This window comes from Burkholderia sp. APQ4-4ca (assembly GCF_057837105.1).
This window is the reverse complement of sequence record NZ_JBYQCG010000172.1, coordinates 4790-27098: the sequence shown is the minus strand read 5'-3', so window position 1 is coordinate 27098 and position 22309 is coordinate 4790. Positions and strand designations below refer to the sequence as shown.

24 protein-coding genes and 1 pseudogene are annotated in these 22309 nt (G+C 67.5%); 13 read left to right on the top strand and 12 right to left on the bottom strand.

Annotated features, from left to right (window positions below):
- Nucleotides 1–30 precede the first annotated feature (30 nt).
- Together ampC and AC3IFE_RS19780 are read left to right on the top strand one after the other, a co-directional pair.
- Nucleotides 31–1200 carry a class C beta-lactamase gene (gene ampC / locus AC3IFE_RS19785; protein ID WP_489191664.1) on the top strand — a complete coding sequence of 390 codons (1170 nt, stop codon included), beginning with the start codon at nucleotides 31–33 and terminating at the stop codon, nucleotides 1198–1200.
- A 91-nt stretch (nucleotides 1201–1291) separates the two neighbouring features.
- Nucleotides 1292–1954 carry an ankyrin repeat domain-containing protein gene (locus tag AC3IFE_RS19780; protein ID WP_489191663.1) on the top strand — a complete coding sequence of 221 codons (663 nt, stop codon included), beginning with the start codon at nucleotides 1292–1294 and terminating at the stop codon, nucleotides 1952–1954.
- A 34-nt stretch (nucleotides 1955–1988) separates the two neighbouring features.
- On the opposite strand, the gene AC3IFE_RS19775 is transcribed toward AC3IFE_RS19780, so the two are convergent.
- Nucleotides 1989–2447 (bottom strand): DUF4148 domain-containing protein, encoded by a 459-nt coding sequence (locus tag AC3IFE_RS19775; RefSeq protein WP_489191662.1) that lies wholly within the window; start codon nucleotides 2445–2447, stop codon nucleotides 1989–1991.
- Nucleotides 2448–2782: 335 nt separating this feature from the next.
- On the opposite strand from AC3IFE_RS19775, the gene AC3IFE_RS19770 reads away from it, so the two are divergent.
- Nucleotides 2783–3802 (top strand): aldo/keto reductase, encoded by a 1020-nt coding sequence (locus AC3IFE_RS19770; RefSeq protein WP_489191661.1) that lies wholly within the window; start codon nucleotides 2783–2785, stop codon nucleotides 3800–3802.
- Between the two features lie 69 nt (nucleotides 3803–3871).
- Here the strand turns inward: AC3IFE_RS19770 and AC3IFE_RS19765 are convergent, their stop codons facing one another.
- The 5 genes from AC3IFE_RS19765 to AC3IFE_RS19745 form a co-directional block, all read right to left on the bottom strand.
- The gene (locus AC3IFE_RS19765) at nucleotides 3872–4783 is read right to left on the bottom strand and encodes a LysR family transcriptional regulator (protein WP_301737148.1); all 912 of its coding nucleotides are present in this window, start codon (nucleotides 4781–4783) and stop codon (nucleotides 3872–3874) included.
- Nucleotides 4784–4943: 160 nt separating this feature from the next.
- Nucleotides 4944–5726, bottom strand: coding sequence for an ABC transporter substrate-binding protein (locus tag AC3IFE_RS19760; RefSeq protein WP_489191660.1), 783 nt, complete (start codon nucleotides 5724–5726; stop codon nucleotides 4944–4946).
- Nucleotides 5727–5766: 40 nt separating this feature from the next.
- On the bottom strand, nucleotides 5767–7203 hold the full coding sequence (locus AC3IFE_RS19755) for an FAD/NAD(P)-dependent oxidoreductase (RefSeq protein WP_489191659.1): 1437 nt from the start codon (nucleotides 7201–7203) through the stop codon (nucleotides 5767–5769).
- On the bottom strand, nucleotides 7200–7499 hold the full coding sequence (locus tag AC3IFE_RS19750) for a (2Fe-2S)-binding protein (protein WP_301737146.1): 300 nt from the start codon (nucleotides 7497–7499) through the stop codon (nucleotides 7200–7202). The genes AC3IFE_RS19755 and AC3IFE_RS19750 overlap by 4 nt, the downstream gene beginning before the upstream one ends.
- Nucleotides 7492–8616 (bottom strand): NAD(P)/FAD-dependent oxidoreductase, encoded by a 1125-nt coding sequence (locus AC3IFE_RS19745; RefSeq protein ID WP_489191658.1) that lies wholly within the window; start codon nucleotides 8614–8616, stop codon nucleotides 7492–7494. Before AC3IFE_RS19745 ends, AC3IFE_RS19750 begins: the two co-directional genes overlap by 8 nt.
- Before the next feature lie 149 nt (nucleotides 8617–8765).
- On the opposite strand from AC3IFE_RS19745, the gene AC3IFE_RS19740 reads away from it, so the two are divergent.
- Nucleotides 8766–9716 (top strand): LysR substrate-binding domain-containing protein, encoded by a 951-nt coding sequence (locus AC3IFE_RS19740; RefSeq protein WP_489191657.1) that lies wholly within the window; start codon nucleotides 8766–8768, stop codon nucleotides 9714–9716.
- 20 nt (nucleotides 9717–9736) lie between these two features.
- Nucleotides 9737–9835: pseudogene (locus AC3IFE_RS19735) on the top strand (LysR family transcriptional regulator); the annotation flags it as partial.
- Nucleotides 9836–9883: 48 nt separating this feature from the next.
- On the opposite strand, the gene AC3IFE_RS19730 reads toward AC3IFE_RS19735, so the two are convergent.
- From AC3IFE_RS19730 to AC3IFE_RS19720, 3 genes are read right to left on the bottom strand one after another with little or no spacing between them, the layout of a single operon-like run.
- Nucleotides 9884–10249 (bottom strand): hypothetical protein, encoded by a 366-nt coding sequence (locus AC3IFE_RS19730; RefSeq protein WP_089471568.1) that lies wholly within the window; start codon nucleotides 10247–10249, stop codon nucleotides 9884–9886.
- Nucleotides 10246–11193 (bottom strand): alpha/beta hydrolase, encoded by a 948-nt coding sequence (locus AC3IFE_RS19725; protein ID WP_489191656.1) that lies wholly within the window; start codon nucleotides 11191–11193, stop codon nucleotides 10246–10248. The genes AC3IFE_RS19730 and AC3IFE_RS19725 overlap by 4 nt, the downstream gene beginning before the upstream one ends.
- Nucleotides 11194–11242: 49 nt before the next feature.
- Complete coding sequence (locus tag AC3IFE_RS19720; protein WP_489191722.1) at nucleotides 11243–12136, bottom strand: LysR substrate-binding domain-containing protein; 894 nt, start codon at nucleotides 12134–12136, stop codon at nucleotides 11243–11245.
- A gap of 149 nt (nucleotides 12137–12285) precedes the next feature.
- Here AC3IFE_RS19720 and AC3IFE_RS19715 point away from each other — a divergent pair, with 149 nt between their 5' ends.
- From AC3IFE_RS19715 to AC3IFE_RS19700, 4 genes are all read left to right on the top strand, one after another.
- A complete protein-coding gene (locus AC3IFE_RS19715; protein ID WP_489191655.1) occupies nucleotides 12286–12816 on the top strand; it encodes a sugar ABC transporter in 531 nt (176 codons plus the stop codon).
- Nucleotides 12809–13135, top strand: a complete 327-nt coding sequence (locus AC3IFE_RS19710; RefSeq protein WP_489191654.1) for a hypothetical protein — start codon at nucleotides 12809–12811, stop codon at nucleotides 13133–13135. Before AC3IFE_RS19715 ends, AC3IFE_RS19710 begins: the two co-directional genes overlap by 8 nt.
- An 18-nt stretch (nucleotides 13136–13153) precedes the next feature.
- Nucleotides 13154–13999, top strand: coding sequence for an MBL fold metallo-hydrolase (locus tag AC3IFE_RS19705; RefSeq protein WP_489191653.1), 846 nt, complete (start codon nucleotides 13154–13156; stop codon nucleotides 13997–13999).
- A 413-nt stretch (nucleotides 14000–14412) separates the two neighbouring features.
- Nucleotides 14413–15978 (top strand): methyl-accepting chemotaxis protein, encoded by a 1566-nt coding sequence (locus tag AC3IFE_RS19700; RefSeq protein ID WP_301737139.1) that lies wholly within the window; start codon nucleotides 14413–14415, stop codon nucleotides 15976–15978.
- 9 nt (nucleotides 15979–15987) lie between these two features.
- On the opposite strand, the gene AC3IFE_RS19695 is transcribed toward AC3IFE_RS19700, so the two are convergent.
- Nucleotides 15988–16395: a DUF3224 domain-containing protein gene (locus tag AC3IFE_RS19695; protein WP_301737138.1), complete on the bottom strand. Its 408-nt coding sequence runs from the start codon at nucleotides 16393–16395 to the stop codon at nucleotides 15988–15990.
- A 262-nt stretch (nucleotides 16396–16657) separates the two neighbouring features.
- Between AC3IFE_RS19695 and AC3IFE_RS19690 the strand changes: the two genes are divergently transcribed.
- The gene (locus AC3IFE_RS19690; protein ID WP_301737137.1) at nucleotides 16658–17575 is read left to right on the top strand and encodes an acetoacetate decarboxylase family protein; all 918 of its coding nucleotides are present in this window, start codon (nucleotides 16658–16660) and stop codon (nucleotides 17573–17575) included.
- Nucleotides 17576–17618: 43 nt separating this feature from the next.
- Nucleotides 17619–18869 (top strand): saccharopine dehydrogenase family protein, encoded by a 1251-nt coding sequence (locus tag AC3IFE_RS19685; protein WP_489191652.1) that lies wholly within the window; start codon nucleotides 17619–17621, stop codon nucleotides 18867–18869.
- Nucleotides 18870–18944: 75 nt separating this feature from the next.
- Here the strand turns inward: AC3IFE_RS19685 and AC3IFE_RS19680 are convergent, their stop codons facing one another.
- Nucleotides 18945–19823 carry a LysR substrate-binding domain-containing protein gene (locus AC3IFE_RS19680; protein ID WP_489191651.1) on the bottom strand — a complete coding sequence of 293 codons (879 nt, stop codon included), beginning with the start codon at nucleotides 19821–19823 and terminating at the stop codon, nucleotides 18945–18947.
- A gap of 132 nt (nucleotides 19824–19955) precedes the next feature.
- Here AC3IFE_RS19680 and AC3IFE_RS19675 point away from each other — a divergent pair, with 132 nt between their 5' ends.
- Nucleotides 19956–20588: an FMN-dependent NADH-azoreductase gene (locus AC3IFE_RS19675; protein ID WP_489191650.1), complete on the top strand. Its 633-nt coding sequence runs from the start codon at nucleotides 19956–19958 to the stop codon at nucleotides 20586–20588.
- Nucleotides 20589–20640: 52 nt separating this feature from the next.
- Here the strand turns inward: AC3IFE_RS19675 and AC3IFE_RS19670 are convergent, their stop codons facing one another.
- Nucleotides 20641–21258, bottom strand: a complete 618-nt coding sequence (locus tag AC3IFE_RS19670) for a LysE family translocator (protein ID WP_489191649.1) — start codon at nucleotides 21256–21258, stop codon at nucleotides 20641–20643.
- A 67-nt stretch (nucleotides 21259–21325) separates the two neighbouring features.
- Between AC3IFE_RS19670 and AC3IFE_RS19665 the strand changes: the two genes are divergently transcribed.
- On the top strand, nucleotides 21326–22249 hold the full coding sequence (locus tag AC3IFE_RS19665) for a LysR family transcriptional regulator (protein WP_489191648.1): 924 nt from the start codon (nucleotides 21326–21328) through the stop codon (nucleotides 22247–22249).
- The last annotated feature ends 60 nt before the right edge of the window (nucleotides 22250–22309 follow it).

The following is a 22309-nucleotide window of genomic DNA, read 5'->3' as shown; positions in this document are numbered from 1 at the left end:
AACCATCGGAAATCGAAAGGAACCGCACCCATGCGATTCAACGCGACACGCTTTGCCGCGACCCTGTTCGTCGCCGCATGCGCGACCGCCACGGCCGGTCGCGCGGCCGCCGTCACGCAGGACGCGCTCCACGACACCGTCACGCGCCAGGTCGCGCCGCTGATGAAGCAGTACGCGATTCCCGGCATGGCGATCGGCATCGTCGCCGACGGCAAGCCGTACGTGTTCGACTACGGCGTGATGTCGAAGCAGACCGGCAAGCCGGTGACGGGCGACACGCTGTTCGAGATCGGCTCGGTCAGCAAGACGCTGACCGCGACGCTCGCCGCGGACGCGCAGGAGCGCGGCGAACTGTCGCTCGCGGACGCCGTGGCCCAATATCTGCCCGAGCTGCAAGGCAGGCCGTTTGGCGTCGTGACGCTGCTCCAGCTCGGCACGCACACGCCCGGCGGGACGCCGCTGCAGGTGCCGGACAGCATCCGCGACGACGCGAGCCTCGTCCGCTATCTCGACGCGTGGCGGCCGGCGTATGCGCCGGGCACGCATCGCAAGTATTCGAACGTCGCGATCGGCATGCTCGGCTGGCTAACCGCGAAGGCGGCGCACGAGGACTTCGCGACGCTGATGGCGCAGCGGCTCTTTCCCGCGCTCGGGATGACGCACACGTACATCGACATGCCCGACGCGCGCATGGCCGACTATGCGCAGGGCTACACGAAGGACGGCAAGCCGGTCCGGATGACGGAGGGCATGCTGTGGCAGCCGGCGTACGGCGTGCGGACCACGGCGGCCGACCTGTTGCGCTTCGTGCAGGCGAACATGGGGATGATCCCGACGGCGCCGCGCCTGCAGCGCGCGATCGAACGCACGCACACGGGCTATTTCCGCGCGGGGCCGCTGACGCAGGATCTGATCTGGGAACAGTATCCGTACCCGGTCGCGCTGCCGACGCTGCTCGCGGGCAACGCGCCGAAGATGCTGTTCGACGCGGTGCCGGCGAGCGCGATCCAGCCGCCGCTCGCGCCGAACCCCGCGACCTGGATCAACAAGACGGGGTCGACCGGTGGCTTCAGTACGTACGTCGCGTTCGTTCCCGCGAAGCGGATCGGAATCGTGATGCTCGCGAACGGCAACGTGCCGATCGAGGACCGCGTGAAGGCCGCATACCGGATTCTCGGCGCGCTCGGCGACGCGCGGTAACGTCGCCACGCTCGCCCGTCGGGAAATGCTTATGATGGGCGGGCAATCCGGTGCCCGGCGAGCGAGGCACCGGGCGACGGAGGACAGCCGATTGAGCATCGCATGGGACGGAATCACGGGCGTGAACGTGCTCGACGGCGCGCAGCTGGCGAGCCGGCATGCGCTGGCCGACGCGGCGCGCGACGGCGCATGGACGACGCTGCTTGAACGCCTGGCGCAACAGCCGGCGCTCGTCAACGCGACGCGGCCGGGCGGCACGTCGCTTTACGCGCCGCTGCATCAGGCCGCGTATGGCGGCGCACCGCGGGAGGTCGTCGGTGAACTGCTGCGGCTCGGTGCATGGCGCACGCTGCGCGATGCGCGCCGCGAGCGCCCGGTCGATATCGCCGCGCGGCGCGGACATCGGCATCTGGTCGAGCTGTTGACGCCACAGCCGCGGCGTTTCGTGCCCGACGGCACGCTGTGCGCCATTCAACGCCATTTCCACGACATGATCGTCGGCCGCATCGCGAACCTGCGGCTCGACGCGCTACGTTTGCCCGAACTCGAACCGCTGCTCGAATACGACGCGCAGGCCGACCGCATGTGGTTCGTGGTGCCCGGCATGTATGGCGGCTTCGACTACGCGCTGCGCACGGACGGCGCCGCCGCCGTGCTCGTATCCGCGAGCTGGAGCCGCGTGGTCGGCGGCTCGGGCCAGCGGCACGAGATCACGGCCGACGGCTGCACGCTGGTCGAAGAAGGCTTCGTCTGACACGGTCGATCATCCCGCCGCGCGCGAAACTGTTTTAGTGACTCATGCCTTTCGCCGCCGGCGCCGGCCGTCGATACTGCGACACACGACATCTTGCCGGACGCGTACCGCATGGCCCGTCTCGCGCCCGGAGCAACGGATGAAAGGCCTCAGGATGTTCGTGACGGGCGCGGCCGGCTACATCGGCGGATCGGTGGCCGCGCGGCTCGTCGCGGCCGGGCACGTCGTCACCGGACCGGTGCGCGACGGCGACCGGGGCGGCGTTCGGCGCGCCCTGCGCGACGGCGTTTTCGCGCACGCGCTTTTCCGCGGCAAGGATCGCGGCCGGATACTGGTTGTGATCCAGCGCCGGGGTGTAGCCGACCGCCGCGAGGCGGGCCATCTCGGCCTTCACTTCGGCGCGGGTCGGTGGATGGCCGGCTTGTTGCGCGAACGACAGCGCCGGTGCGGAAAGGAGCAGGGCGGCGAGGGTGGAGGAAACGCGCGTTTTCATCATGGGTACCTGTGGGGTGGAGTCAGCCGCAATCCACGTCGACCACGTCGATGTCGTTGCGAGTGCACCCAATATAGGTATCGCGGCGACCGGGAAAAATGGCCGCCCGGCCAAGTCATTTTTGAGCCTGAGTCATGAATCGAACGTGAATTCGCTCGGTAGCCTTGCCTGTCGGGCAGTTCGCCCGAACAGCGCGCCGGCGCCACGGATCGAAACACGCCGCCAATCGCCGAATCAGACCTCGCGGGACTCAACTATGTTGAATTCCGTCTTGGACAGACTTAACCCGCGCCCCTAGACTGAACTCGCTTTCCATCCTTCCCTGGAGAAAAATCGTGAGTCTCAACGACAAGCTGCCCGGCAACAAGATCCTCGGTTTCGGTACCGCCCCGCTCGGCAACATGTTTCGCAATATCCCCGACGCGGAAGCCGCGGCCACCGTCGAAGCCGCGTGGCAACACGGCATGCGTTATTTCGATTCGGCCCCGTTCTACGGCGCCGGTCTTGCGGAAATCCGCCTCGGCGACGCGCTGGCGAACCATCCGCGCGACGAATACGTGCTGAGCACGAAGGTCGGCCGCGTGATCCTCGACGAAATCGAGGACGTGTCGGCGCGCGATCTCGGCGAGAAGGGCGGCCTGTTCGAGCACGGCCGGCCGAATCGCATCGTCAACGACTATTCGGCCGATGCGACGTTGCGCTCGATCGAGGACAGCCTGAAGCGCCTGCGCACCGACCGCCTCGATATCGTGTGGGTGCACGACATCGCGCAGGACTTCTACGGCGACGAATGGCTCGCGCAATTCGAAGTGGCGCGCAAGGGCGCGTTCCGCGTGCTGGGCAAGCTGCGCGAAGAAGGCGTGATCAACGCATGGGGCCTCGGCGTGAACCGCGTCGAACCGATCGAACTGGTGCTCGACCTCGCCGAACCGCAACCGGACGGCATGCTGCTGGCCGGCCGCTACACGCTGCTCGACCACGAGCGCGCGCTGCAACGCGTGATGCCGGCGGCGGCCGCGCGGAACGTCGGGATCGTCGTTGGCGGCCCGTACAGCTCGGGCGTGCTCGCGGGCGGCACGCACTTCGAATACCAGAAGGCTTCGCCGGACATCCTCGCGAAGGTCGACCGGATCAAGGCGATCGCCGCGCGTTACGACGTGCCGATCAAGGCCGCCGCGTTGCAGTTCTCGATGTCGCATCCGGCCACCGTCGCGGTGATCCCGGGCGCGAGCCGTCCGGAGCGGATCGCGGAAGACCAGGCGGCGCTGAACGTGGCGATTCCGGCCGACTTCTGGCGCGAGATGCGCGAACAAGGCCTGATCGCGGCCAATGCACCGCTGCCGGCCGATCGTTGATCCGCAAAGCTCGACGCACGCGCGACCGGCGCACAAGGCGTTGCAACGCCGCCCCGCGCTTTCGTCGAGTTATTTGCCGACTGTCGCGATGGCGTCCTCGCCGGTCAGGATCTCGCGGAAGATGCCGACCAGCGGCCGCAGGTTGACCTTGTGCCACGCCGCCCACAGCGGCGTGCGATAGCTGAACCACGGCAGCTCGCGCAGCACGACGCCTTCCGGCACCTGGTGACGCAGGCTCTGCTGGATCATCGTCACGCCGAGCCCGGCGGCGACGAGGCCGAGCGCGGCGAGCGGCTCGGTTGCTTCCACCGAAATGTCCGGCGAGAAGCCGGCCTTCGCGCAGGCCGCGACGAACGCACCGTGACGCGGCGCACTGTCCTGCTGCGTGACGCCGATCCATGCCTGCGCGGCGAGATCGCCGGCGACGAGCGTCTTTTTCTTCGCGAGCGGATGCCCGTCGGGCATCGCGAGCAGCATCGGATCGTCCAGCACCTTCGTCGATTCGAGCTCGGGATCGTCCGGCGCGGGCGGCTCGGTGACGAGCGCGATGTCGAGGCTGCGCTCGCGCAAGCCTTCGAGCTGCGCGGCCGATTGATAGTTATACAAAGCGATATGAACGGACGGGCGTTCGGCGCGCAGCGTTTTCAGCGCGCGCGGCAGCACGCCCGAGTGCGTGGCCGTTTCGAGGTAGCCGATGCACAGCCCGCCTTCGTCGCCGCGACCGAGCCGGCGCGCGAGCGATTCGAGCCGGTTCGCATGGCGCAGGAATGCGTGCGCTTCGCTGAGGAACGTGCGCCCGTCGCGCGTCAGGCGAATGCGCTGCTGGCTGCGTTCGAACAGCGTGAGGCCGAGCTTTTCCTCGAGCTGCGCGATCTGGCGGCTGAGCGGCGATTGCGAAATATGCAGACGCTCGGCGGCGCGGCCGACGTGTTCTTCTTCCGCGACCGCGATGAAGTACTGAAGCTGGCGGATGTCGAGCATGTCAGACCTTATCGGACTCAAGATAGGCGGATTATGTCCAGAAAGGACTTATCCACGCAACCTCGAGACGGCTGACGCGGCGCGGCACCCGCCGAGCGCTGCACGACGCGGCGCTCGCATGAACCGCACGGGCGAAGTCGAACCGAACCCGTATTCGCCGTCAATTCCCGTACATGTCGAAGTCGAAGTATTTCGACTGGATCTTGTTGTACGTGCCGTCGCTGCGAATCTGCGCGATGGCGCGATTGAGTGCGTCGCGCAGGTCGATGTCGGCCTTGCGCACGCCGGCCGCGTCGCCATTGCCCATGATCTTCGCGTCGTACACCACGCCGCCCGCGAACGAGAAGCCCTTGCCGCGCGGCGTCGCGAGGAACCCGAGCTGGCCTTGCACGGCATCCATCAGCACGCCGTCGACGCGCCCGGTGACGAGATCCGCATATGCCTGGTCGTAGCTCGGGTACGGCACGACCTCGACCTTCGCGGCCGCCCACTTCTCGCGCGCATAGGTTTCCTGGATCGTGCCCTGTTCGACCGCGATGCGCTTGCCGGCGAGCTTCGCCGCATCCGGCAGCAGCCCCGATCCGGTGCGCGCGATCAATCGCGTCTGGTTGCGATACAGGCGATCGGTGAAGTCGATCTGCTGGCGCCGTTGTTCGGTCGCGGCCATCGACGACAGGATCACGTCGAACTTGCGCGCCTGCAGCCCTGGAATCAGTCCGTCGAAACTGCTCGACACCCACACGCATTTCGCATTCAGCTTCGCGCACAGCGCGTTGCCGAGATCGATGTCGAAACCCTTCACGCTACCGTCGGTCGCGGTCGACTCGAACGGCGGGTAGGTCGGATCGACGCCGATGCGGATGGTCGTCCATTCCTTCGCCGACGCCGGCGACGCGAAGGCCATCGCGGCGGCGGAAAGGAGAATCGTGATGCGCGTCTTCATGGTCAGGCTCCGTTCGGGTGGGGAAGCGTAGGCGTGCGCGTCAGCTCGGAAACTCGCCGCGCTGAAAATCGTTCGACAGTTCGAGCGCGTCGGCCATCTCGCCGACGGTCACCGGCTTGATCGGCGCGCGGATCCGGTAGTGACCGACGTCGCCGACGCTGCGCTGCTGCACGTCGGCGATCAGTTCGCCGACCGTCGTGCCGCACCAGCGTCCCTGGCACGGGCCCATCCCGCAGCGCGTCAACGCCTTCATCTGGTTCGGCCCCTGGCAGCCGAGCGCCGCGAGCTGGCGGATCTCGCCGGCCGTGACTTCCTCGCAGCGGCAGACGATCGTGTCGTCATCGGGGCGGCGCAGCGCGGCGGGCGGCGTGTACAGCGCGTCGAGCAGCGGGCGCACCGCGAGATGGCGGCGCAACGCGTGCAGCACCGGGCGTTCGCGTGCGGCCTGCCGTTGCACGTCGAGCGCACCGAGTCGCGCGGCGACGTCGAGCGCCGACACTTCGCCGGCCAGCGCCGCCGCCCGCGCGCCGCCGATGCCGGCGCCGTCGCCCGCGATCCACACGTGCGGCACGCTGCTGCGGCCGCGCGCGTCGCACCGCGGCCGCCAGCATGCCGACGATTCGTCCCATTCGTGCGCACAGCCGAGCGAACGCGCGAGCTGCGTCGACGGAACGACACCCTGATGCAGCAGCACGAGCGACGTGTCGAGCGTTTGCACGACGCCTTGCGCGTCGCGAAAGCGGATGCGTTCGGCGCGGTCGTCGCCGTCGATGCGGATATCGGTCGCGCCGCGATAGACCGGAATGCCGGCGTCGCGCACCGCGCGCAACATGCGCCAGCCCTTGAGCAGATAGTCGGCGCCGCGCAGCGCCGGCAGCGCATGCGGGAGCGCGCGGCGCCACGCGTCGCGCGGTGTCGTGTCGACCAGCGCGCGCACGCGCCGGCCGGCATTCAGCAATTGCGCGGCGAACAACCACAGCAGCGGGCCGCTACCCGCGAGCACGGCGTCGGCCGATGGTGCGAGCCCCGACGCTTTCAGCAACGTCTGCGCGGCGCCGACGCCCATCACGGCGGGTAAGGTCCAGCCCGGCACCGGCCACGGCCGCTCCTGCGCGCCGGTCGCGATCAGCACCGCGCGTGCGCCGATTTCGAGCGTGCCGCGCGACGGACCGCTTTGCGTGAGCATCGCGACGGGTTCCGGCTCGAACGCGATTTGCCACACGACACTGCGCGGCAGGTAATGCGCGCCGCTGGCGAGCAGGCCGTCGACGAGCGGGCGCCCTGCCGTGTAGTCAGCGCCGAGCCATTGCGCGAGCGGCGCCGGCGCGTCGGCCACGTCGCGATAGATCTGACCGCCGGGCGCGCGGCCTTCGTCGGCGACGACGACCGACAAGCCGGCCGCACACGCGGCAGTCGCCGCCGCCATCCCGGCCGGCCCGGCGCCGACGATCAGCAGGTCGCACTGGCGGCGCGTCATGCGAGCCTCGCCTTGCCGTGCATCGTGCGCACCTGCATGCCGTCGGCGACGGGCGTCATGCAGCCTTGTACGTTCGGCACGCCGTCGATGTCGACGAGGCAGTCGAAGCACACGCCCATCATGCAGAACGGGCCGCGCGGCGCGCCGCTCACCGCGCTCGTGCGGCACGCGGCCGAACCGGCGGCGAGCATCGCGGCCGCGACGCTGTATTGCGCGGGCACGTCGTGCGGCGTGCCGTCGATATGGATGCGCACGCGTTCGAGCATCGCGGCGGCGGGAACGAGGGATTCAAACATGCCGGGCTTCCGTGGGCGCGGCGAAGCGCGCGGTGGTAAAGGCGGACAGGTCGGCCGGCGCGGCGCCGCCGGCGATCCACGGCGCGACGAGATCGGCGTGGGTCGCCGCGAGCGTCACGCCGCTGTGGCAGATCGCGATGAACGCGCCGGGGTACGTGGCCGACGCCTCGTAGACGGGCAGGCCGTCGGGCGTCATGATGCGCAGCGCACCCCATGCGCGCACGATGCGTGCATGCGCGAGCACGGGGAATGCGGTACGGGCGCGGCGCGCGATGTCGACCATCGCCTGGCGCGTCTGCCCGTCGTCGAAGCCGACGTCTTCGGCCGAGTCGCCGAGCAACACCGACCCTTCCGATGTCTGGCGCACGACGAGCGTCGGATAGTCGAGAAACGGCGCGAGGCGCTCGGTGACCATGATCTGGCCGCGCAGCGGCGAGATCGGCGCGCGCAGGTCGACCATCGGCGCGAGCCGCGCGTTGTCGAGGCCGGCCGCGAGCACCACGCGCCCGGTTTCGAGCCGTGTGTGACGCGTGTCGATCTCGAAGCGCCCGGCGCGCGGGCGGATCTCCGTGACTTCGCTGCGCGGCAGATAGACGCCGCCGCACTGCTGGAACGCGTGCAACATCGCGCGCAATGTGTAGAGCGGATTCGCGTGACCGTCGTTCGGCGACCACAGCGCGCCGGCCAGCGATGCCGACGCCGCGGGAATGCGTCGGCGCAGCGCCGCCGGATCGAGCACCTTGTACGACAGCGCGGCGTCCTGCCGGTGCAGCGATTCGAGCAGGCCAGTTGCGCTATCGAGTTCCGCTCGCTGCTCGAACAACTCGATGCCGCCCGGGCGGTCGAACGCGCAGTCCACGCCCGTTTCGCGCTGCAACTGCGCGGCGAACGCGCGCCAGCGCGCCGACGATTCGCACGACCAGCGCGCATACGGCAGGCAGCGGCCGCCTTTGCCCTGCACCCATACGAGCCCGAAATTGCCGCGCGCCGCGCGAAACGCGATGTCGTCGCCGTCGCACACCGCGACGCGCTGGCCGAGACGCGCGATGCCCCACGCGATGGCCATGCCCACGAGACCGCCGCCGGCCACGACGACGTCGAAGCGGCGCACGGTCATGCGCGGCTCCGGTGTCGCGGGTGAGGCGGTTGCGTGTTATATCCCATGGCGGCAGGGCTCCTTGCTTTCAGTACGTTGCGGAACCGATGTTCGGACAGGCAAAATGGGCTGTCCAATACAGCTTGATCAACGACTCATAATCCAGTGTTATGACCACGCCCTCGCTCAGAATTCGCCAGATCGAAGCGTTTCGCGCGGTGATGCAGCGCCATACCGTCACGCGCGCGGCGCGCGATCTGCATATCTCGCAACCGGCCGTGAGCCGGCTGATCGCCGATCTCGAGGCGCGGATCGGCTTCGTGCTGTTCGAGCGGCAGCAGGGGCGCTTCACGCCGACCGCGCAGGCGCGCGTGTTGTACGAAGAGGTCGAACGCGCGTTCGTCGGCCTCGACCGCGTCGCGCAGGCCGCCGAACAGATCCGCGCGATGCGGCGCGGCACGCTGCGCGTGGCGGGTTCGCCGGCCGTCGCGCTCGACCTGCTGCCGGAAATCGTCACGCGTTTTTCGGTCGCGCATCCGGGCGTCGACATCACGCTGCTCGCGCACAGTGCGTCCACCGTCGTCGACAAGGTCGCGTCGGGGCAATGCGACGTCGGGCTGATCGCCGAACCCGTCCCGCATCCGGCCGTGCGCGGCGAGCGGCTCGCGGAAAGCGCGATGTGCTGCATCGTGCCGCGCGGGCATCGGCTTGCGCGCAAGCGCGTCGTGCACCCGGCCGACCTGCGCGACGAATCGTTCATCTCGTTTCCGCCGAGTTTCGAGGCGCGCAGCGCGATCGACCGCGTATTCGTCGAAGCCGGCGTGTCGCGCGTGCTGTCGATCGAGGCGCAGTTGTCGCGGACGATCGTCGCGTTCGTCGCGAACGGCGCCGGCGTCGCGCTGATCGATCCGGTGACGGCCGCGTACGCGGGCGAGCGTGTGGTCGTCAAGCCGTTCGAACCGGCCGTGCCCGATCACTTCTACCTGGTGACGTCCGCGTCGCAGCCGCTGTCGATGATCGGCGATGCGTTTTGCGCGGATTTGCGCGATGCGTTCGCGAGGATGCGCGCGCCCGGTTCGACACGGGCAGCTTCGCCACTGCCCGTGCCGAAGCGCGGATGAAGTGCCGCCGGTCCTATTGCGCCGCGTCGCTCGTCGTCGCGCATCGGCGCAACCTTTCGCCGCGTGGGCGGGCTGTCATGGACTGGACCGGGGGCGTATTGAAGCCGTACCTCGATTAGCGGAGGAGTGGACCGGTTCGACGTACCGGCGGAGGCGATCGCTTTGCGTCACGCAAACTTGCCGAAATCCACGGCTTCCTTGCTGAATCTGCCGGTCGCGAGCAGCGCCCGCTCGATGTCCGCGACGATGGCCCGGTTGTTCACCGGCGCGGTGACGCACCAGCCCCAGATATCGTCGTCGATTTCATAGTGGCCGCGATCGTACGTCCAATAGCTGAAATAGCGGTCCTGCGACAAGGCGACGTGCGGGTCGTCGAGGCCGTCCGGATGCGGGAGCCGGACGGCGTGCAGCGCATCCCGGAGAATCCCGGCGAGATCCGGAAAATCGGCCGCGCGGTGGTCGTCGAGTATTTCGACCAGCAGATCGCTACCGTGATAAACAGGCCGAACCCGGAATCGAATCAGGTGCGTCATCGCGCGTTTTTCCGTTGCGAAAGTGCAGGGCGACCCATCCCGCCGCCGGTCGATTCCCGAACGAATGCCGAAATGGCTTCCACCACCCCGCTGGCCAAAGGAAGATCCGGGTGTGAGTACGCGGCAAGGTTTTCATCCCGCGCGTCCGTGTGAACGGTTTTGAGCACGTGATTGGCATTCGCGACGATCGTCAGCCGGGCGCGTGGATTCGCGTCCTTCAACCGCTGCGCATCCTGCACGCCAACCTGAATATCCCGCGCACCCTGCACGATCAGGACCGGCTTCGTATAGCCGGTGAGAAGGGCCGCCGGATCGATGGCCAGTTCGCTCATCAGGAACCGCTGAACCTGCGGCCTGAACAACGGCATCAGCGCGGGATCGATGCCGGCCGCGTCGACCGTCTTGCCGGCTTCGAGCGATTCGAGTATCGACATCGCGTTGCGCAGGACACCGGCATTCGCGGGGTTCGACTGCAGTTGCCGCGCCAATACCTGCCCGAGCGGCCGTCCCGGTGTGGCTACGAGGATCAGGCCGCTAATATCGGCCGTCTGCCGCGCCGCCGACAACGCGACCCATCCTCCTTCGCTATGTCCGAGCACCCATACGCGGCGCGCACCGGTCCGCGCCCGGATGGCGGCCACCCACGCGCGAACGTCCGCCGCGTAATCGTCGATCGTGACGTCGTCCGCATCCGCGATCGCCGACGCGCTACCGTACATGCCGCGCTTGTCGATGCGAACCGACGCGATACCTTGACCGAGCAATCCTTCGGCCAGCAAACGATAGATCGATGCCTGAATGCCGTAGGGATTGTTGCCGTTCCGGTCGGTCGGGCCCGATCCCGGCACGATCAGCACCACCGGGACATCGCCCGTCGCAGGAGACAACAGCGTGCCGCGCAGCGGGCCGGCAGGCCCGGGGGCTTCGATGTCGGTTTGCATCATCCGTAAAGGGCTTTCCTGATTCGTACCGCGATGAACGACGGGGGCGGCCTCAACCGGCCCCACCTTGCGCCTCGCCCACCACCCACTCCGCAAACGCCCGCACCGGCGCCGCGCTCAATTCGATCGGCTCGGGCAGCACGAGGCAGAAATTTTTCGTCACCGCTTTGCCGTCGGGCCAGGGCGCGACCAGACGCCCCTGCTCGAGCTCGGCCCCGATGTAAAGGCGCGGCACCAGCGCGACGCCGACGCCGGCCAGCGCGGCCTCGATCAGCATCGAATGCAGATCGTATCGCGGGCCGACCGCCGAATTGGTCAGCACGATGCCGGCCTCTTCCGCGTAAACCTGCCACGCATCCGGATTCTGCCGCCGATGAAGGCGCGGCAGCGCATCCAGCGACGGATTGGCGCCAGCGCCTTCGACGAGCGCCGGACTGCAGACGGGCACCAGCACCTCTTCCAGCAGCGGATGCAGATGCATGCCGGCCCAGGCCGGATGCGCGAAATGAATGGCCGCGTCGAAGCCGCTGCCGGCCAGCAGGAACGGCTCCATCCGTTCGGCGATGTGCACGGTGACGTTCGGATGGCGCGCCTGAAAGCGCTTCAGCCGCGGGATCAGCCAGCGGGTCGCGAAAGTCGGAATCGCGGCGATGTCGATGCTCGCGCCTTCGACGGGCTGCCCCATCAGATACAGGCTGTCCCGTTCCAGCCGATCCAGAATCTCGCGCACCTGTACCGCGTATCGCGTGCCGTTGGGCGCCAGCCGCACCCGGTTGCCGACGCGCTCGAACAGCGTCACGCCAAGGAACGCCTCGAGCCGGCCGATCTGCCGACTGACCGCGCCCTCGGTGCGCGCCAGTTCGTCGGCGGCGCGGGCGAAGCTGCCGTGCCGGGCCGCGGCCTCGAAGGCCAGGAGCGCGGAATTGCTCGGGATCTTGCGTCGCATCGGGGTCTCGCCGGTCGGAGCGCGTTCGACCGTCAGCTTGATCAAATGTCACTGAATGCTGACTTTAAGTCGATATCTACGCGGGAAACCGCAGATTAGCATTACGTCACTGCACTGAATATCCGTCAATCGACGCAGAGGACGAACCGATGATCTACACCGTGGAATGCAGCTTCGCCGACCCGGCCAGCGAAGCCGAATGGAACGATTTCTACAGCCTCGACAAGCTGCCGGCCCTCATCTCGGTGGCCGGTTTTCACACGTCGCAGCGTTTCAGGGCGATCAGCGGCGGTTGCCCCGTGTATCTGGCCGTTCACACGATCGACGGCCTCGACGTGCTGACCGGCGATGACTATCGGCAGAAGGGCGGCGGCAATTTCGCGCGGTGGCAGCAACACATCACCGACTGGCACCGCAACCTCTATGGCGATATCGGTCGTGCGCCGGCGGTCAATGCCGACGAACTGCTCGCGCTGAGTGCCCGCGGGCCCGACTCGCTGATCGAACTGGGCCTCGAGCCGCTGGCCATGCAGGCCGTCGCACTGGAGCAGTGTCCGGCGCGCCGCTGGCTCGCGGTCCTGCCGCGCAGCGATGCGCCGCTTGCCGGGAGCGTGCCGGCCGGGCTTCACCTTTACGCACCGATGACCGAACAACTGACGAAGGCCGCCCGCGATGCCTAACGTGACGTTCCATATCGATGCGGAGCGCATGCCGCCCGACGCGCGCCTCGCCGAACTGTCCGGCGACTGCATCGAACTCTGTACGGATGTCCTTCAGGCGGAACTGACGAACGTCCACGTCATTTACGTGGCGGTCCGGCACGGCTGCGGGCACCCCGTTTTCGCGGAAATCCGGTATCGCGCGGCGTCGTCTCGCCCGCCCGCGCTCATGAACGCGTTCATGGAGACGCTGGATCACGCGATCGTTCGCCGCACGGGGCTGACGGCGCGCATCCGTTGCTTCGGTCATGCCGCGCCGGACCTTCACGCCCGAAACTAGCCACTGCGGAGAAGCACGATGTCCAACGTTACGTTTCCCGGCCGGCGTGTCGGGGATTTCACGATCACCGCGATCAGCGACGGCTACCTCACGGCGAGCCTCGATTTCCTGTCGAATATCGATGCGACCGACGCGGCCGGGATGCAGCGTGCGGCCGGGCAGGAGGAGCCGTCCGCCGTGCATATCAACTGCTACGTCGTGCGCGGCGCGGGCCGCACGATTCTCATCGATGCCGGAGCCGGCGGTATCAAGGAATGGGGCGGCCGCCTGATGGACAATTTGCGGCTCGCCGGCATCGAGCCTGCCGCGATCGACGCCGTCCTGCTCACCCACGCGCATCCCGACCACGTCGGCGGGCTGGTGAATGCGGCCGGACACGTGGCGTTTCCGAATGCGGAGCTGGTCGCGCATCGACGCGAGGTCGAATTCTGGCGCGACGACGGCAACCTGAGCCGCGCCAGCGAACGCGCCCGCGGCAATTTCCGGATCGCGCGCCGGGCATTCGACGCTTACGGCGACGCGCTGCGGACCTTCGATGAAGGCGACGTGCTGCCCGGAATCGCAGCCATACCGCTACCGGGGCATACCGACGGACATACCGGCTATGTGCTCGAATCCGGCGATCAGGGCCTGCTCGTGTGGGGCGACGTCGTGCATTTTCCGCATATCCAGATCAAGCGGCCGGACGTGTCGATTGCGTTCGATCAGGATGCGCCGCAGGCGGCGGCCACGCGTTCGCGGCTGCTGGACCGGGTCAGCGCGGAAGGGCTGCTGATCGCCGGCATGCATCTGGGCGAACCGGGTTTCGCGCGCATCAGGCGAACGAACGGCGAATACGGCCTGTTTTACGAGACCGACGCGTGACCCGATGCCGGCGTTCCTGTACGTGAACGTCGAGGACACCGATTCCACCTATCGACGCACGCTCGCGGCGCAAGCGATCCCGCTGGAACCGCCTGCCGACATGCCGTACGGCGACCGGCGGGCGATGGTGAAGGGCGCGTGGGGAAACGTTTGGCAGATCGCCACGCACCAGCGCGACCTTTCGCCCGAAGCGATTCGCTCCAGGCCCGGCGACGGCCGGCAGTCGCGCTGCTTTCGCGTCCCGCTGTCGCAATTGTCAAGATTCACGTCGCGTGCGGATAAAAGCCGCCCGTTCCCCGCGCCGTTAACCCGTACGCAGCCCCCGCGCCGCGTATTGCGTGACGGCGCGCGTCGTTCGTGTTCCGGAATTCACATCCGCCGCTGGCCATGCCCGGCCGGCTCAAGGGAACGTCATGCGAAAACAACTCACTATCCGTGGTGGCCTCGTCGCGACCATCGCCGGCTATACCGTGCTGCTCGTGCTGGTGGTCGGCGCCTGCATCGCGGCGCTTTACGTCGGCAACGGCTCGCTCGAGGCGATGTACCGCGACGATACCGCGTCGCTGCTGCATCTGAAGACCAGTTCCGAGCGGATGCTGGTGCTGCGCGAACGCATGAGCGACGTCGCGCAGATCATCAGCGCGGGCCAGCCCGCGAAAGAGGAAGTCGCGCAACTTCACACGCTGCTCAAGCAGAGCAACGACGAACTGGACGCGTACACGCGTCTGCATGCGCGCGACGCCGGCGAGCAGGCGCTGTTCGACACGCTGCAGAACCACCGTCGCGCGCTGCTCGACCGCGTGTTCCTGAAGGCGCTGTCGCAGCTCGACGGCGACGACGCGTTCAACTTCCTCGACACGCAACGCACCGCGCCGCCCGCATTGTTCGCCGCGTACCAGGCGGCGATCGACGCGCTCGAATCGTTCCAGGTCACGCGCCAGAAGGCGCGCTACGAGGCGGCCGGCGTCAATTTCCACCGGATCGTGTGGGGGATGGGGGCGGTCGCGGGGCTGGCGCTCGTCGTCGGGTTCCTGGCGCAGCGCGTGCTCGCGAAGGCGATCATCGAGCCGATCAATCTCGCGGTCGACCAGTTCGAGAAAATCTCGAAAGGCGACCTGACCGGCGCGGTCGTCGTTCCCGGCGAGAACGAGATGGCGTATCTGCTGAATGCGCTGAAGCGGATGCAGGACGGCCTCGTCGAAACCGTGAGCCAGGTGCGCGCGAGCACCGAGACGATCGTCGGCGACGTGCGCACGATCGCGAGCGGCAACGTCGACCTGTCGGCACGCACCGAGCAGCAGGCCGTGTCGTTGCAGCAGGCGGCCGCGAGCGTCGAGCAACTGACGGCGGCCGTGCGCCAGAACGCGGACAACGCGCGCGATGCGCGCACGTACGTCGAGGGCGCGGCCGGCATCGCGTCGCGCGGCGGCGAAGCGATGCAGCGCGTCGTCGAGACGATGTCGGAAATTTCGACCAGCTCCACGCGCATCTCCGGCATCGTCGGCGTGATCGAGAGCATCGCGTTTCAGACCAACATCCTCGCGTTGAACGCCGCCGTCGAAGCCGCGCGCGCGGGCGAGCAGGGGCGCGGGTTCGCGGTCGTCGCGACCGAGGTGCGCGGGCTCGCGCAGCGCTGTGCCGCGGCGGCGAAGGAAATTCGCGAGCTGATCGGCCATTCCGCGCGACGCGTGGAAGACGGCAGCGGGCTCGTCGCGCGGGCCGGCTCGGCAATGACCGAGCTCGTCGCGGCGGTCGAGCGCGTCAACGCGATCATGGGCGAAACCAGCCAGGCATTCGACGAACAGTCGTCGGGCATCGAGCAGGTGAATGCCGCGGTGATCCAGATGGAGCAGACGATGCAGCGCAATGCCGCGCTGGTCGAGGAGGCGGCGGCCGCGGCGCTGTCGCTCGACGAACAGGGCGCGCGGCTGAGCGCGGCGGTCGCGCAGTTCAGGCTGCACGAAGCGGCGCACGCGTGACGTGCGCGCTTATTGCGGTGCGTCCGGCAACGTGTAGTCGAAGCGGTATGCGTGCTGGCCGTGGTCGAGATCGATGCGCATCGTGCCGGAGAGGCCGACCAATTCGTCCGTGCCGGAATCGGGCACGACCGTGATCGACTGCGTCGGCTGCCCGCGCGTCATGGTGGAGCTGTGCTGCAGCACGAAGCTGCCTTTGCGTCCGCCGAGCACGCCTTTGACGGTTTCCATCGCGACGTAGCCGGCCGAACCCTGGACGCTGCTGCGAAACGCGAGCATTTCTCCCTGGCTGACGGCTTCGAGGTCGCCGTGAAAATGCTTGTCCAGCGACATGCGGCCGAGCCCGCTGCTTTCCGCAACGTGACTCAGCGGTTGCGGATTCAGCTTCACCTCGAATGGACCGCTGGCCTGCAGTTTCATGGTTGTTCTCCTCGTCGAATGGGCAACCGGCACTATAAGCCAACGCTGTCGGCGGCAAGCCGATCGCATATACGCGACATGATCGTCCTGTTCGATTCGCGGCGTTGCCCGCCCGCCGTGCCGCCGCACTCCGACAGGTTCCTCTACTCGTCGCCTTGACCTTGAAGTTGACTTGAAGCTTAGAGTGCTCGCCGACGACAGCGAATCGGCAGGCTTCGTATCTCGCCTGCCGCTGCTCGACCATCGACGGGAGACAACGAACATGGACAGGCGTTTTACACAGGTCGAATTCGGGCCGCATACGGTCGACGTGCCAGAGGGCGGGTACTACGACCGATTCCGGATGAATCCGGACCTGGACGCGGTGGCGCGCGATCCCGCCGCGGGGAACATCGATTTTTTCCGGCGGATTCCGAAGCGTCAGGTGATGTCGCGAGGGGGGCCGACCTGGGCGCCGAACTTCTACTATCGTTCCAGCAGCATTCAACTGCTGTTTCTTGCGCCGCTCGAACGCCTGCGCACCATGCTGCCGGTTCCGCTCGAACCGCTGCGGGCATTGCCCGGATACGGGCTCGTCGCATTGACGTTCTTTTCGTACGCGGTGTGCGACAACGATCCGTATGACGAAGTATCGGTCGCGGTGGTGATCCGCCGGCCCGGCGCGAAAGGCTCGCACGCGCTCGAGCTGATCGACTCGATGCGGCGTCGAAGTTTCTTCGCGCACGTGCTGGCGCTGCCGGTCACGACGGAAATCGCGCGGGTGCGCGGCGTGCACGGCTACCAACTGCCCAAGTGGCTTGCTGATATCGACGTGAACATCGGCGCCACGGCGCGCGCGGGTATCGCCGGCCCGGGCGGGCGGCCGGATCTGAGCCTGAGCGTGCCGCTGCCCGCGCTGACCAGCGTGCCGTCGCAATCGCACATGGGCACGACGACGATGGTCAACCGCATCGACGGCGCGTGGCATCAGGCGTCGGTGCAGACCAACATGCTGTCGTTCGCGCAGCGCCTGTTGCCGCGCAACGTCGAGCTCGTGCGGCACGGTGGGCCGCTCAGCCAGTTGCTCGACGGGCTCGGCGCATCCACAATCATGCGTCTCGACGTGGTCAAGGATGCGCAACTGGTGCTGAATCTGCCCACGCCCTTGACGGCCTTCGATGAACCCGGAAAGCCACGCTAACGATACGGATGCGTGCGACGTGCGCGCACCGAAGGAGTCGTCCATGCCCCAACCGACCTACGATCTCGTCGTATTCGGCGCCACCAGTTTCGTCGGGCAGATCCTGGCCCGCTATCTGTCCGATTATCTGGCGGACGCCGGTGCGGACGAGTCGCTGCGCTGGGCGATCGCAGGCCGATCCGACGCGAAGCTCAGGCAGGTCAGGGATGCGCTCGGCGCGGCCGGGCAGCAGGTGCCGATCATCGTCGCCGACGCGGCCGACGAAACGCAGCTTCGGGCGCTGTGCGCGCAAACGCGGGTGGTCGTATCCACCGTCGGCCCTTACGCGCTATACGGCGAGCCGCTGGTCCGCGTCTGCGCGCAGACCGGCACCGACTACTGCGATCTCACCGGCGAGACGCAATGGATCAAACGGATGATCGACAAGTACGAGCCCGCGGCCCGGCAATCGGGCGCGCGCCTCGTGCATTGCTGCGGCTTCGATTCGGTGCCGTCGGACATGGGCGTTTTCTTCCTGCAGCAACAGGCGCGGCAGCAGTGGGGCGTGCCGGCCGCTCGCGTGAAGATGCGCGTGAAAACGCTGAAGGGCGGTGCGTCGGGCGGCACCGTGGCCAGCGTGATCAACGTGGTGCGCGAAGCGGCGGCCGATCCCGCATTGCGCAGGGAACTGCTCGATCCTTATTCGTTGTGCCCGCAACGGCATGGCTTCACGGTGCGGCAGCATGCGGTTCGATCGGCCGAATTCGATCGCGACTGTGAAGCGTGGATCGCGCCGTTCGTGATGGCGGCGATCAACGAGCGCGTCGTGCACCGCTCCAATGCGCTGGCGGGCAACGCGTACGGCAGCCGCTTTACCTATGACGAAGCCGTGATGACCGGCGCGGGCCTGAAGGGGCGCTTGGCCGCGCTGACGATGGTGGCGGGCCTCGGTGCGTTCATGATGGGTGTCCTCATCGCGCCGGTGCGCGGCCTGATGGAGCGCTTCCTGCTGCCGAAGCCCGGCGAAGGCCCGAGCGTCGAGGCCCAGCAGGCTGGCCGCTACGATTTGCGCTTCTTCGGCCGCGCCGACGACGGCCGAACCTTGCGTGTGAAAGTCACCGGCGATCGCGATCCGGGCTATGGCTCCACCGGCAAGATGCTCGGCCAGGCCGCGATCGGTCTCGCGATCGATTGCAGTCGCGACGGCGTGAAGACCGGGCGCGGCGGCGGGTTCTGGACGCCCGCGACGATGTTCGACGAACGCTACATCGAACGCCTGATTCGCCATGCCGGGTTGCGCTTCGAGGTGGTTTGAACGTCGTCCCCGCCGGCGATTCGAGTCCGGCGAAGTGCCATGCTTGCGCCGGCAATACGCACGCGGGCGCTACCGCTACATCCGACTGCGTTTGCCCGCGCCCGTGCGGGCAGCCGTCTCGTCCAGAATCGTCGCGGCGAACTCGACGGCGGCCGGCATTCGCGCGTCGTGCATCATCACGAACTCCATCTCCGGCAGTTCGGGCAAACCTTCGGGCGACCCCAATTCGCGAAGCGTGTCGTCGATCACGCTGCGCGGCACCGGCGCGATCGCGATGCCGGCTCGTGCGAAGGCGCGGATGCCGGTCACGCTGGGGCTTTCGCACGCGATCCGGTAGCGCATGCCGGCCCGCGCGAGCGCCGTGATGGCGGCGCCCCGGTATGGGCACGGATCGGGGAAACACGCGAGCGGCACGTCGCCTTCCGGAAGCGGCTCGTGGCGCGCGAACGCCCAGGCGAGCGGCTCTTGCCACAACGTCGCGCCGTGGCCCGCGTGGGAGCATCGGCTGCCGATCACGACATCGAATTCGCCGTTGGCGTGCCGGCGAAACAGGCTGTCGCCGATGTCGACGACCAGATCCAGCCGCAGCCCGCGCCGCGCGGCGCCATGGCGGCGCATCAGGTCCGGCAGCCAGCCGCCTGCAAAGTCCTCCGACACGCCGATCCGCAGCTTGACGTCGGTGGCGTCACCCGTTCCCAGCCTGGCGCGCGCTTCCTCGCTCAGATTGAGCATCGCGCGTGCGTAGCCGAGCAGCGTCTCGCCATGCCCGGTGAGCGTGACGCTGCGCGTGTTGCGCACGAGCAGTGCCTGACCGACCTGTTCCTCGAGACGCAGGATCTGCGCGCTGACCGCGGACTGGCTGAGGTTCAGCCGACGCCCGGCGCCGGTGAAGCTGCGCACGTCGGCAACCGCAACGAAGGTATGAAGCAGCGCCGTGTCGAGGGGAGTATTCATCCATCACCAATTCAGGTTAATTCGATCAATTAATATCGTTTCCGGATTATAGGCCGACCCGATAGGCTTGGAAGCGAAGTGGGCGAGCGCGCATCCCGCGCGCCGTCGTCACTCTTGGCAAGGACTGGCGCGATGACACGCGTGCTCTATATCGAAGGCTCACCCAACAAGGGCTATTCGGCGTCGATCGAGGTGTGCAATGCATTTCTCGACGCGTACCGGCAGGCTCATCCCGATCACGAGATCCGGAAGATCGATATCTGGGATCTGCCGATGCCCGAATTCGACGCCGCGGCGCTGGCCGCGAAATATGCCGGACTGAGCGGCACGGCATTGACGCCGGAGCAGGCGGCGGCGTGGCAGCGGATCGAGCGGCTCGCGGCGCCGTTCCACGAAGCCGACAAATTCCTGTTTGGCGTGCCGCTGTGGAATTTCAGCATTCCGTACAAGCTCAAGCACCTGATCGACGTGATTTCGCAGAAGGACGTGTTGTTCACGTTCGACGGAGCGGGTTTCACCGGCAAGCTGGCCGGGAAAAAGGCGGCGGTGGTCTACGCACGCGGGCTCGCCTATCAGTCGCCGGGGTCGTTTACGCCGGCCGCCGAATTCGATCTGCAGCGCCCTTACATGGAAACGTGGCTCAAGTTCGTGGGCGTGACGGACATCACGGGGATCGTCGTCGAGCGCACGTTGTTCGGCCCGGACGGGAAGGCCGACCGGAGCCGGGCGCTCGACGAAGCACGGGCGATCGCACCGACGTTCTGACGTTGCCGGCGCCGGCGTCCGGCGCCGCCGCGCATCCGGCGCGGGTCGCATGTCAGCGCCCGCCGCGTGCGATGGCGAGCGCGACGCCGAAGCCCACCAGCAGGCATCCGAACGTGCGATCGATCCGGTGCCGCAGCGACAGCAGGCGATCGCGGACCGCCGTGGCCGAGAAACAGATCGCCACGAGGCTGAACCAGCCGGCATGGGTGGCCGCGATGAAGGCGCCGTAGCCGATCTGCACGGTCAACGGCGTGTCGGGCCGCACTGCCTGCATGAACAGGCTGACGATGAACACCGTGGTTTTGGGGTTCAGCGCATTGGTCAGGAAGCCCGTGCGCAGCGCCGCGAGATCGGACAGCGGCGCCACGCTGGCGTCGCTTTGCGCGTTGCCGGCTTTCGTCATGAGCATCTTTGCGCCGAGGTAGATCAGGTAGATCGCGCCGATCAGCTTGACGGCATTGAATAGCCACGGCGACTGACGGATCAGGAGCCCGACGCCCAGCAGCGTGTAGCTCACGTGGACCGTTACGCCGAGCCCGATCCCGCATGCGGTGAGCACGCCGGAACGACGCGACAGCATCAGGCTGTTGCGCGTGACCATCGCGAAGTCCGGCCCCGGGCTGACGACGGCGAGCAGCGTAATGGTGACTACGACTATCAGTTCGGTCATGGCGTTGTTCCTGGAACGGATATGTTGATGGCACAATCGTATCGATCGTGCTACATCAGGAAAAACGATGATTTCTGACCAGAATGGTGAGTCTGAATCACAATCGACTCGGACGAACCTGCCGTCGCTGATGGCGCTGCGCTGTTTCGACGCGGCGGCGCGTCACGAGAATTTCAGTCGCGCGGCCGACGAGCTGTGCCTGACCCATGGCGCGGTCAGCCGCGCGGTGCGCTTGCTCGAGGACGATCTGGGCGTGGCGCTGTTCGAGCGGCGCAGCCGGCGCGTGTTCCTGACCGATGCGGGCCGCACGCTCGCTCGGGCTGTCCATGACGGTCTGGGCCTGATGCGTCACGCCGCCCACGCGTTGCGCAGCGAAGCCGCCCGTGCGCGGCGTTCGGTGCTGTCGTGCGAGCCGACGCTCCTGATGCGCTGGCTGATCCCGCGCTGGCCGGATTTCCAGGCGCGGCATGCGGGCGTCGACATCCATCTGGCCGCCGCGGGCGGGCCGTTCTCGTTCGACAGCGGGGTCGACATGGCGATTCGTCGCAACGATTTCGCGTGGCAGGCGGGATGTCACGCCGAGCATCTGTTCGCCGAACGGGTGGGGCCGGTTTGCCGGCCGGACAAGGTCGGTGCGTGGTTTGCGTCGCGTCGCGGCGGCCGCACGTTGAAGCCCGACGCCGCGCTGCTGCATACGCGGACCCGGCCGGACGCATGGAACACGTGGGCGGGGGCGGCGAATCAGCCGGCCGCGCGCGGGCGTGGGCAGAAGTTCGATCATTTCTATTTCAGTCTGCAAGCAGCCGTCGCGGGGCTCGGCGTGGCGATCGGGCCGTGGCATCTGGTGCGCGACGACATCGAAAGCGGTGTGCTGGTTGCGCCGATGGGGTTCGTCGAGGATGGATCGGATTACTACCTGTTGACGCCGGCGCCGGTGGTGGACGGGAGTGCGCAGGCGGCGCTGCTGGAGTGGTTGAGGGGGAGGGTTTGACGGGGCCGGTACTTCGTCGACGCTCGCTGTCGATATCGACGTCCAAGACAATATCGTCGC

Bases quoted from the DNA above. Each gene is read 5' to 3' on its own strand.
- ampC (WP_489191664.1), top strand. From the start codon at position 31: ATGCGATTCAACGCGACACGCTTTGCCGCGACCCTGTTCGTCGCCGCA.
- AC3IFE_RS19775 (WP_489191662.1), bottom strand. From the start codon at position 2,447: ATGAAAACGCGCGTTTCCTCCACCCTCGCCGCCCTGCTCCTTTCCGCA.
- AC3IFE_RS19765 (WP_301737148.1), bottom strand. From the start codon at position 4,783: ATGCTCGACATCCGCCAGCTTCAGTACTTCATCGCGGTCGCGGAAGAA.
- AC3IFE_RS19760 (WP_489191660.1), bottom strand. From the start codon at position 5,726: ATGAAGACGCGCATCACGATTCTCCTTTCCGCCGCCGCGATGGCCTTC.
- AC3IFE_RS19755 (WP_489191659.1), bottom strand. From the start codon at position 7,203: ATGACGCGCCGCCAGTGCGACCTGCTGATCGTCGGCGCCGGGCCGGCC.
- AC3IFE_RS19750 (WP_301737146.1), bottom strand. From the start codon at position 7,499: ATGTTTGAATCCCTCGTTCCCGCCGCCGCGATGCTCGAACGCGTGCGC.
- AC3IFE_RS19745 (WP_489191658.1), bottom strand. From the start codon at position 8,616: ATGACCGTGCGCCGCTTCGACGTCGTCGTGGCCGGCGGCGGTCTCGTG.
- AC3IFE_RS19740 (WP_489191657.1), top strand. From the start codon at position 8,766: ATGACCACGCCCTCGCTCAGAATTCGCCAGATCGAAGCGTTTCGCGCG.
- AC3IFE_RS19730 (WP_089471568.1), bottom strand. From the start codon at position 10,249: ATGACGCACCTGATTCGATTCCGGGTTCGGCCTGTTTATCACGGTAGC.
- AC3IFE_RS19725 (WP_489191656.1), bottom strand. From the start codon at position 11,193: ATGATGCAAACCGACATCGAAGCCCCCGGGCCTGCCGGCCCGCTGCGC.
- AC3IFE_RS19720 (WP_489191722.1), bottom strand. From the start codon at position 12,136: ATGCGACGCAAGATCCCGAGCAATTCCGCGCTCCTGGCCTTCGAGGCC.
- AC3IFE_RS19715 (WP_489191655.1), top strand. From the start codon at position 12,286: ATGATCTACACCGTGGAATGCAGCTTCGCCGACCCGGCCAGCGAAGCC.
- AC3IFE_RS19710 (WP_489191654.1), top strand. From the start codon at position 12,809: ATGCCTAACGTGACGTTCCATATCGATGCGGAGCGCATGCCGCCCGAC.
- AC3IFE_RS19705 (WP_489191653.1), top strand. From the start codon at position 13,154: ATGTCCAACGTTACGTTTCCCGGCCGGCGTGTCGGGGATTTCACGATC.
- AC3IFE_RS19700 (WP_301737139.1), top strand. From the start codon at position 14,413: ATGCGAAAACAACTCACTATCCGTGGTGGCCTCGTCGCGACCATCGCC.
- AC3IFE_RS19695 (WP_301737138.1), bottom strand. From the start codon at position 16,395: ATGAAACTGCAGGCCAGCGGTCCATTCGAGGTGAAGCTGAATCCGCAA.
- AC3IFE_RS19690 (WP_301737137.1), top strand. From the start codon at position 16,658: ATGGACAGGCGTTTTACACAGGTCGAATTCGGGCCGCATACGGTCGAC.
- AC3IFE_RS19685 (WP_489191652.1), top strand. From the start codon at position 17,619: ATGCCCCAACCGACCTACGATCTCGTCGTATTCGGCGCCACCAGTTTC.
- AC3IFE_RS19680 (WP_489191651.1), bottom strand. From the start codon at position 19,823: ATGAATACTCCCCTCGACACGGCGCTGCTTCATACCTTCGTTGCGGTT.
- AC3IFE_RS19675 (WP_489191650.1), top strand. From the start codon at position 19,956: ATGACACGCGTGCTCTATATCGAAGGCTCACCCAACAAGGGCTATTCG.
- AC3IFE_RS19670 (WP_489191649.1), bottom strand. From the start codon at position 21,258: ATGACCGAACTGATAGTCGTAGTCACCATTACGCTGCTCGCCGTCGTC.
- AC3IFE_RS19665 (WP_489191648.1), top strand. From the start codon at position 21,326: ATGATTTCTGACCAGAATGGTGAGTCTGAATCACAATCGACTCGGACG.